We start from the raw sequence: 6,698 nt of genomic DNA on the forward strand, positions 1-6,698 counted from the left end.
AATCTTCATACTTTTAATGTTGCTGCAGAGAAAATGAGCTTTACGCTAGCGGCTAGAAAGTTGCATTTGACTCAGGGAGCCGTTAGCCATCGAATCAAAGTGTTAGAAGGTGAACTCGGATTTAACTTGTTTGTGCGAGGGACTCGTAAACTGGAACTAACGGAAGAAGGTCAGCGCTTTCAACGAACGTTATCCAAGTCGTTAAGCTCTATTTTTGGTGAGATCGAAGACATTACCAACACAGACTTGTATGGACAGATCAATATCGGTACCAGTCCTGCATTTGCCAACAGTTGGTTACTGCCGAGGTTGGCTGATTTTAAACAGCGATACCCAAAGTTTAATCTCAATATTTTCTCGCAAGAAGAGCAGGATTTTCATCAAAATCATCTCGATGTCGCTATTTACTATGGTGCTGAAAATCTCAAAGACATGCATCGACAGCGCCTGTTTGGTGAAAAGTATATTCCGGTATGTACACCGAGTTACGCGGCTGAACACGACATCTTTGATGATGGCTTAGAATCGCTGCACCGGATTAATTTCATTCATGCACTAGGGTCAGATGTATGGCAGCGTTGGATTAAACACCACGGCTTAGATGTGAACTTGTTTGAGCAATTTTACTGTGTGAGCCACCGGGATATGGGCGTAAGAAGTGCCCTCAGCAATATCGGTGTCGCGATGGGGCGCTATCATTTTGTTAAGCAGTATGTTCAGACTGGTGAGCTGATAACACCTTATCCGAGCATGGATACAGACCAAGGGTATGACTTAATCTGCCCGCTAGGCACGGAAAAACGCCCTAAGGTAAGAACCTTTATTAAGTGGTTAGAAGGGCAGTTGCGCTAGGTTAGTTAATTTAGCAATTAGATAGTTCAAAACAGAATTTATTATCTTTATAACCATCCATCATAATAAGCCATATAAATAACGGATTATAGAATAAGGTCTTATTATGAAAATTGCCCTCACCATTGCGGTTTTACTGCAGATAGGCCAAGCAATCATCTCGTCAGGGTTGACTCGTTCGTTGGCTGAGCTCACCGCATTTGTGTTGGTTGTGGTACTTGTTTTAATGAAAAGAGAGAGCAAGAAGAGTGATAAGCCCCTGTTTGATTCGTGATTGTTACAACAAAGAATACCCTTACCACAAACGATAAAGGCAAAGCCCATTGGAGCTTTGCCTTTTTGTTTTGTTGCTCGCTAACTTGAGTGTCTAGTTCACCGAACAAACATCTAAAGCGTTTCTATGCGGGCTAAGCGAGAGTTAACCACGCCAATGAACCCGTTGAGATCATGACCCACATTGTAATACCAAACATCAGTGGTTTCGGCCCTGCCGCTTTTAACTTCTCAACTGAAATACCACAGCCAATTAAGAACAAACACACGACCAGTGCTCGCTTAGACACATCAAAGATTCCTTGATAGACCATCTCAAATTGTGGCAGTAAGTCACTCACCGCGATAGCGGCGCAATAGAAGAAAATGAAGTAGGGAACCGTAATCTTCTTTTGATCGTTCTTGAAGATCATCGCACTAATTAAAGCGATAGGGATGATCCAAAGTGCGCGAGCGAGCTTCAATGTTGTCGCTGTCGTCAGTGCTTCTTCGCCATACGCTGAAGCTGCACCTACTACAGAAGACGTATCGTGAATCGCTATCGCTGCCCAAGTACCAAATGTTTGTTGGCTGAGCTCAAACGCGTGACCAATCATCGGGAATAAGAATAGAGCAACCGAGTTCAACACGAATACGGTGGCTAATGCCAAGCCAATCTGTTCATCGTCTGCTTTGATCGCGGGTGCCACTGCTGCTATCGCGCTACCACCACAAATCGCGGTACCAGAAGATATAAGATAGCCCGTAGTGCGGTCTAGCCCCATTTGTTTCGCCAAGAACCAACCAATGACTAATGTACCGATAATCGTCGTTACAATGAGCCCAATACCATCGCCTGTTACTGCTAATGCTTTTTCAAACTGAATACCAAAACCCAAGCCAACAATAGAGTAGGCCAGTAGCTTTTTGGTAAGCTTGCCGACTTCCAAGTGTTCAGGGACTAATCCTAAACTAGCAAGCAGGAAACCGATAACCAGGGCTGTCGGTGAGCTAACCCAAGGCGTTAAGCAAAACAGTGCAGCAAGATAAAATGGAACGGACTTTTTTAGGTTCATTGTATTTAGAGTCTTGTTTTGTTGTGGCGTTATTGTGATGAGACCACTATACGTTCAATAAAATGATAAGTAAGTCTAAATGAATTGAACAAACGTTAAGGAAAACTTAACGCTTGTTCAACTGATATGAATAAAGGGCTGGTTAACTAGCGTAATGATCCGCGAAGGTCAGAGACTGACTGTCGAAGCGTTTCACAAGAGGCTTGTTTAGGTGAAATCGGCTCGCCAGCTTCTATCTCTAGCTTAGTCCAGAAGCGAGTGGGTAACCCTTTGCAGGCACGGCCTTTGTAACGACTAAAGTAGCTACCCCATAATCCTTTAAGAGCCATAGGAATCACTGGGACAGGGGAACGTTTGATGATCAGCTCCATACCACGCATGAACTCAGCCATTTCGCCATCAGAGGTGAGCTTTCCTTCTGGGAAAATACACACGATGTGACCTTCATGCAGGGCACGCTCTACTTCTTTGAAAGCGTTTCGAATCGAGTTGCGGTTGGTCGCGGAGATTGGAATCACCTCAGCTCTTTTCAAGAAGCGTCGAATTGGCGGCAACTTGGTGTAATCCTCTTCCATCACAAAACGGATCAAGCGAGGGCAAACCGCACTCAGCAGCAGTGCATCCATATAACTCACATGGTTGCAGACAATCAACGCACCGCCCTTTTCTGGCAGGTGATGTAAGTTCTTATGTTTAACTCTGTACATGGTGTGAGTGACCACCCACGTAAAGAAGCGGAAAGCGTAGATAGGCACCTGATAAAACAGGTACAGCATCACCAAAGTGTTGCCCACTGCGAGCAAGATAAACAGCTGCGGAATTGAAAGATCTAGAACACTAAGGCAAACAATACCTAATACCGCACTTCCCACCATGAACAGTGAGTTGTAGATATTGAGCCCGGCAATCACTTGGGCACGCTCGTCGGGCTTGGCACGTAACTGCATCAGTGAATACAGAGGAACAATAAAGACACCGCCAGAGATACCCAGAAGCAGAAGGTAAGCAAACAGTGGCCACAGCTCTGAGTAGGTTACGAATTGATAGAAAGAACTAAAGTCAGGCAAAGACTCCGGGATGGATATCGCCATCAGAAGACCGAAGATCGAGATACCTAAGCTGCCCATTGGCACGATGCCGATTTCAATTCGGTGATTAGATAACTTATCGCAAGCTAAAGAGCCGATTGCAATGCCTACCGAGAATAGTGCCAGTAAAAAGGCGACGGAGCTTTCAGTGCCGTTTAGATGCAGTTTAGTGAAGTTGGGAAACTGAGTTAGGTAAGCCGCACCAAGGAACCAGAACCAGCTGATAGACATCAGTGCTTGAAAGGTCGGGCGGTCTTTTTTTGCAATCGCCAGTGTCGCGCGGGTCAGTTTTACAGGTTGACACTTTACTTTAAGGTCTGGTGCATTACTTGGCGCTTGTGGGATAAAGCAGCTTGATACATAGCCAAGCACGGCGAACGAAACAATACACACCGCAGCAATGAGCTTCGCGCCTTCTTCAGATGCAATGATGCCTGCGCCTAGAGTACCAATCAGGATCGCTAAGAATGTACCTGTCTCGACGAGAGCGTTACCAGATACCAGTTCTTTTGTTTCTAACTGCTGTGGAAGCAGGGCATACTTCACCGGACCAAAGAAAGCACTCTGCGTTCCCATAAGGAACAGGAGCAGAAGTAATATTCCGTAGCTTTCGTAGATAAAACCGACCGCACCCAGTGACATGATCACTACTTCGAGGAGCTTAACTTTACGGATAAACCACGATTTTTCGTATTTGTCAGCCAGTACACCGGCTAAAGCAGAGAATAGGAAGAAGGGTAGAATAAAAAGGCCAGCGGCCAAATTAATGAATAGATTGGTGGAAATAGGCAGCGTGTCTACGCTTGCGAAAGCAACAAACAGTAACAGGACATTTTTGAATATGTTGTCGTTAAAGGCTCCTAGAAATTGGGTAATAAAGTAGGGTAGGAACCTTTTTTGCGTTAACAGCGAAGATTGGCTGCTGTTGTTCATTGTCTTTCCTTGGATGATTACCAGTTGGTTAAGTAGTTTGAGACTAGGTTATTGATCAGCTCTTTACCATCAATAGGCTCAGAGGCGAAAAATTTATCATCAACGCTAAGTAGAGTAATTCCGTGTACTCCAGACCATAATACACGGCTGGCTTTAACGACTTCGCTTTTCGTATGTTCAGGAGCAATCGCTACTAGCAACTGTTCTAGCATGCCTGTCATTCTATCGATGCGGTTCGATTGCCATTCAGGAAGGTTTTCACCGTTCATGTTGTGCTCAAAGATAAGCTGCCAACGGTGAGGGTGTCTCTGTGCAAAATCGTGGTAGCAGTAGGCAAGGTTGAATAGAGCTTGTTGAGGGTTGCTCGATTGTTCAACAGTTGCAGCGGATTCTGACGCCAGTTCATCTAATGTTTGAGCGACCACATGCAAAAGCAGTAGGTTGTAATTACCAAATACATTTACTAAGGTACTTGGAACGTAACCAATCATATTGGCGATTTTACGTAGACTTAGCTCGTGATAAGAGTGCTCTTCTAAGAAGTCGGTCACCGTTTTTAAGGTTAATTGCACTAATTGTTCGCGAGTATGATCGTTTCGTCTTGCCATGGGTACTTTCTATTAAATGAACATCGTTCAATATTTTAATGCTGCCCCAGAGTGCCGTCAATCCCTTCGCTAGTTTAGTAATCAATTAATAGCCGCAATATTATGATACATGTGTAAACACGGTGAACATTTCATTGTTCTTTGTTAACGAGTATGATTAAGGTGTCGAAAGATAAAAAACCTATAAAGGATAATAATGAAACGATTTTTCTCACTAGTCGCGATCCTGTTGGTAACAGTCGCGGTGACGCCAATCGCGGAAGCGAAAAAGTTTGGTGGTGGTAAGTCATTTGGCAAAAGCTTTAAAACGGCTCCAGCACCAAAACAACAAAACACGAATTCGATCCGTCAAGATCAAACAGGTAAGAACACAGCAGCTAACTCTAGCAAGAAAGGCCTTATGGGCGGTCTGCTAGGTGGTTTACTTGCTGGTGGTCTTTTAGCTGCATTCTTTGGTGGCGCATTTGAAGGTATCCAGTTCATGGATATTCTGATCATGGGTCTGATTGCTTTCCTAGCGTTTAAATTCCTACGTGGAATGTTGGGCGCGAAGCAGGGCTCAATGAATCAGCAGAATGCACGTGGCCAACAGCCAGCATTCGGCGGCATGGGTCAGAACAAGTTTGAACAACCTAAGCAACAACCAAATGTTCATAACTTCGAGCAAGCACAACCTCAATCACAAGGCACTGCTGGTGGTTTCGGTTTTGGTGCACAAAGCGATGTTCCACATAACTACCCACCGGGCTTTGATCAAGCGGCATTCATCAACGGTTCTCGTGAGCACTACCGTACACTGCAAGGTGCATGGAACCACAATGAGCTAAACACGATTGAAGAATACGTATCTCCAAGCCTATTTGAAGACCTAAAAGCTGAGCGTAATAAGCTAGACGGTGATCAGCACACAGACGTAATGTACGTTGATGCTGAAATCGTTCGCGCAGACCACGATGGTAGCAAAGCACAGCTAAGCCTTCAGTTTAGCGGTCGTTACCGTGACACAGCGGATGGCGTTGAAGAAGATATCACTGATATCTGGCACCTAGAGCGTGACCTAACAACTAACAATGCACCTTGGTTAATTGTTGGTATTCAAGGTTAATTCCAGGATTTAACTCAACATCAATAGGATGTAGTTATTCGGAATGACACCAAATAATAGAAAGCCCCTGCTGAGAAATCAGCAGGGGCTTTTTTGCGTCTAATGATATGTATCTTAGTTAAAGATTGGATTAACCTGAGACTAACTAACTGATTTTATTTGGATGTAATGAGTAATGACAAAGTTCTTTGAACCCGTATTGGAGCCTGAGGTTACTTTGCAGCAGAAACAGATAATTGCGAACGAATGCGAAGAACATATATCGACCCATTGTTTAGGCTGCGCTGCTTATCTGGTTTGTGAGCGTCATGCAGAAGTATGGGATCACTGATGTTTGAATGGGCTAGATCGCTTAGTTATTTGTAGGAGCGGGTTAGTGTTTAGGAAGTTGAGGGTTGTTTTAGAAGACACGTTTAGTAAGAGATAAAGCTCAGAAACGAAAAAAGCCAACTCAATGAGTTGGCTTTTCGATTTTCCAATTAAGGAGAATATGGTGGAGGGAGACGGATTCGAACCATCGAAGGCAGTGCCGGCAGATTTACAGTCTGCTCCCTTTGGCCACTCGGGAACCCCTCCAGGGTGTGTCTTACTTTTCACAAAGTAAGCCTAAATTGATGTTTTCCCATAAGCCCATCAATCAGGTTGTTCTCTTAACTCTCAAAAGAGGTAAGAAGAATATGGTGGAGGGAGACGGATTCGAACCATCGAAGGCAGTGCCGGCAGATTTACAGTCTGCTCCCTTTGGCCACTCGGGAACCCCTCCAGGGTGTGTCTTACTTTTCAC

The 6,698-nt window shown here is 44.5% G+C and carries 6 protein-coding genes and 2 tRNA genes; 3 read left to right on the forward strand and 5 right to left on the reverse strand.

Annotated features, from left to right (window positions below):
* Nucleotides 1-852: LysR substrate-binding domain-containing protein (locus tag AB4512_RS10640; RefSeq protein ID WP_372174887.1), on the forward strand; the 852-nt coding region annotated here is incomplete at its 5' end.
* A gap of 106 nt (nt 853-958) precedes the next feature.
* The gene (locus tag AB4512_RS10645) at nt 959-1,126 is read left to right on the forward strand and encodes a hypothetical protein (protein ID WP_017060175.1); all 168 of its coding nucleotides are present in this window, start codon (nt 959-961) and stop codon (nt 1,124-1,126) included.
* Nucleotides 1,127-1,259: 133 nt separating this feature from the next.
* Here AB4512_RS10645 and AB4512_RS10650 read toward each other — a convergent pair whose 3' ends face one another.
* The 3 genes from AB4512_RS10650 to AB4512_RS10660 form a co-directional block, all read right to left on the reverse strand.
* Nucleotides 1,260-2,180: a YeiH family protein gene (locus AB4512_RS10650; protein WP_372137991.1), complete on the reverse strand. Its 921-nt coding sequence runs from the start codon at nt 2,178-2,180 to the stop codon at nt 1,260-1,262.
* A gap of 146 nt (nt 2,181-2,326) precedes the next feature.
* Entirely contained in the window at nt 2,327-4,201 is a 1,875-nt protein-coding gene (locus AB4512_RS10655) for an MFS transporter (RefSeq protein ID WP_372174888.1), read from the reverse strand.
* A 17-nt stretch (nt 4,202-4,218) separates the two neighbouring features.
* On the reverse strand, nt 4,219-4,809 hold the full coding sequence (locus AB4512_RS10660) for a TetR/AcrR family transcriptional regulator (protein ID WP_048613073.1): 591 nt from the start codon (nt 4,807-4,809) through the stop codon (nt 4,219-4,221).
* Between the two features lie 196 nt (nt 4,810-5,005).
* Here AB4512_RS10660 and AB4512_RS10665 point away from each other — a divergent pair, with 196 nt between their 5' ends.
* Nucleotides 5,006-5,914, forward strand: a complete 909-nt coding sequence (locus AB4512_RS10665; protein WP_017060179.1) for a Tim44 domain-containing protein — start codon at nt 5,006-5,008, stop codon at nt 5,912-5,914.
* A gap of 491 nt (nt 5,915-6,405) precedes the next feature.
* On the opposite strand, the gene AB4512_RS10670 is transcribed toward AB4512_RS10665, so the two are convergent.
* A tRNA-Tyr gene (locus AB4512_RS10670) sits at nt 6,406-6,490 on the reverse strand.
* Nucleotides 6,491-6,592: 102 nt separating this feature from the next.
* Nucleotides 6,593-6,677, reverse strand: a tRNA-Tyr gene (locus tag AB4512_RS10675).
* Nucleotides 6,678-6,698: the final 21 nt, after the last annotated feature.

The sequence above is a fragment of the Vibrio sp. 10N.222.52.B7 genome (assembly GCF_041474275.1).
Classification (GTDB): Bacteria; Pseudomonadota; Gammaproteobacteria; order Enterobacterales; family Vibrionaceae; genus Vibrio; species Vibrio crassostreae_C.